Source organism: Pseudomonas proteolytica, assembly GCF_007858275.1.
In the GTDB taxonomy this organism is placed as follows: domain Bacteria; phylum Pseudomonadota; class Gammaproteobacteria; order Pseudomonadales; family Pseudomonadaceae; genus Aquipseudomonas; species Aquipseudomonas proteolytica.
In genome coordinates this window covers 1-2449 of sequence record NZ_VFEV01000081.1, presented here as the reverse complement: position 1 = coordinate 2449, position 2449 = coordinate 1, and the positions used below count along the sequence as shown (strand labels likewise).

The 2449-nt window shown below is 58.6% G+C and carries 3 protein-coding genes; all 3 read right to left on the bottom strand.

What is annotated here, in order from left to right:
• Positions 1 to 30: 30 nt before the first annotated feature.
• The 3 genes from tnpC to tnpA all read right to left on the bottom strand — a co-directional run bounded on the left by tnpC (position 31) and on the right by tnpA (position 2346).
• Positions 31 to 1620, bottom strand: a complete 1590-nt coding sequence (gene tnpC / locus FIV38_RS29740) for an IS66 family transposase (RefSeq protein ID WP_033901900.1) — start codon at positions 1618 to 1620, stop codon at positions 31 to 33.
• 61 nt (positions 1621 to 1681) lie between these two features.
• Positions 1682 to 2017, bottom strand: coding sequence for an IS66 family insertion sequence element accessory protein TnpB (gene tnpB, locus FIV38_RS30650; protein ID WP_033901901.1), 336 nt, complete (start codon positions 2015 to 2017; stop codon positions 1682 to 1684).
• Positions 2014 to 2346 (bottom strand): IS66-like element accessory protein TnpA, encoded by a 333-nt coding sequence (gene tnpA, locus FIV38_RS29730; protein ID WP_034137097.1) that lies wholly within the window; start codon positions 2344 to 2346, stop codon positions 2014 to 2016. Before tnpA ends, tnpB begins: the two co-directional genes overlap by 4 nt.
• Positions 2347 to 2449 lie beyond the last annotated feature (103 nt).

Genomic DNA, 2449 nt, shown 5'->3' with positions numbered 1-2449 from the left:
GTATGCGTCCGGGCATCACCCCTTGCGTAACTAAACCGGCTGCCACCTATGCGGCAGCAACTCCTCAATTTCACTCGCCCGCTGCGTCGGCAGACGCGTGAGGACGTCCTTCAAGTAGGCATACGGATCATGCCCATTCAGTCGCGCCGACTGGATGAGGCTCATGATGGCTGCCGCCCGTTTTCCACTTCGCAACGAGCCTGCAAAGAGCCAGTTCTTGCGCCCAAGAGCCCATGGCCGGATCTGGTTCTCACACCAATTGTTGTCTATGGGCACAGCCCCGTTATCAAGATAACGCGACAACGCCGTCCAGCGTTTGAGGCTGTAATCGAGCGCCTTGCTGATGGCCGAGCCGTTGGGCACAAGGTCGCGCTGGGCGATCATCCAGGTGTGTAACGTAGCCATCACCGGAGCTGCTTTTTCTTGCCGTATTCGGCGGCGTAAGTCCGGCTCCAGGTCACGGACTTCATTTTCGATTTCGTACAACAACTGGATATAGCGCAAGCCTTGTTCAGCGATATGGCTCTTGTTGGTCGCGTGCAGCTCGAAGAACTTTCTCCGGGCATGGGCCATGCAGCCGATCTCGGTTACACCGAGTTCGAAGCTGGCCTTGTAGCCACCGAAATCATCACAGACCAGTTGGCCTTTCCAGTCTTGCAGGAAGTTTCGGGCATGCTCTCCGGCGCGGCTGAGGCTGAAGTCGTAGACCACCGCCGCCGTTTCGCAGAACTGGCTGGTGGCATAGGCCCAGACATATGAGCGATGGGTTTTATTCAGACCCGGCATGAGCATTTGTACCGGCGTTTCATCGACATGAACGACCGGGTGTGCGAGTACAACATCGCGCAGTGCATCAACCAATGGCTGCAATTGCACACCGCAGGCCCCCACCCATTGAGCCAGCGTCGAGCGCGGGATCGCCAAGCCGGCACGGCCAAAAATCGATTCCTGGCGGTAAAGGGGCAAATGATCGGCAAACTTGGCGATCATGACATGAGCCAACAACCCAGCGGCCGGGATGCCTTTGTCGATGATCTGTGCCGGTACCGGTGCCTGGATCAGTGTTTCGCAGTCATCGCAGACCCACTTGCCACGCACATGGCGCTCGACGGTAAACACGCCAGGCGTGTAGTCCAGTTTTTCGCTGACGTCTTCGCCGATACGTTTAAGTGCGCAGCCGCATGGGCAGTGAGTGTTGTCCGGTTCGTGATGGATCAGCGTGCGCGGAAACTCCGCTGGTAATGCAGTGCGCTTGGGCTTCTGTTTGGTCTCGGTCGGTGCCGGGGCGAGTTGTAACGTTTGAAGCTCAGCCTCGATCGCCGCGATATCGGTGTCGATCAAGTCATCGAGCAAGCTGGCCTGCTCCGGGTGCATCTGCTCGCTGCGCTTGGCGTACTTGAACCGCTTGAGCTGCGCGATCTCGTGGGTCAGCTTCTCGATGAGGGTTTTGTCGTGATGGATTTTCTTGCCCATCGTCTCGACCGTTTTGCCGAGGGTATCGACTGTCTTGCCCAGCGTATCCACCTCTTGATCGAGGGTGCCGACACGCTGCATTAACTGCGCGGCCAGTGCGCGCAGTTGTTCGGGTGTCAGGTGGTCAAGATCGGGGAGCGAAGTCATGCCGCTGATTGTGCCAGAGCCGGCACTCAGCGGCGATCAGCCTATAGGTGAATGGCGGGTATCAGAGCATCGTGATTGCAGCGTTTGAACCGACCCGCTGCCACGGCAGACCCAGTACCAGAGCCTGAAGTTGTTCAGTATCGAGTTCGGCTTGCGGGCCATGGCGTATGCCCGGCCAATGAAACTTGCCTTGATGCAGCCGACGCGCTGCAAGCCAAACACCCACACCGTCATGGACCAGCACTTTCATGCGAGTGGCGCGGCGATTGGCGAACAGATAAGCGCAGTGCGGCTTCGCCGCACCGAACACGTCAATCACCCGGGCCAATGCAGTCTCGGTGCCGGCACGCATGTCCATAGGCTCGGTGGCGAGCCAGATAGCATCGATGCGAATCATCGCAGCAGGTCTCGCAGAAAGGTCGCACAGGCAGCGGCGTTCTCGGTCGGCCAGTTCACTTTGACGGTGCCACGCGGGTGTGGGATTTCCAGACAGATAGCCGATGCCGCGGCTTGCGAAGTTGCTCCGGCTGGTGGCACGGGCAGCGGAATGAAAGCAGGTTGCAGTGCGGTGGTTTTCTGCGCTTGCACTCGAATCCATTTATGGACGAGGTTCGCGTTGAGACGGTGGCTCAGTGCGACATTGGCAATCGAGGCTCCGGGCTGGGCACATTCGTGAATGACCTGGGCCTTGAAGGATATGGAGTAGGAGCGGCGTTGTGGCTGCATGAAAAGACCCGCTTAAAAGGCTAGAAAGGGTGTCCACTTAAATTAGGTGGACACCATCGCCTTTGGCGCCGGGGACAGGAAGGGGGGTTGGCCGGACGCATAC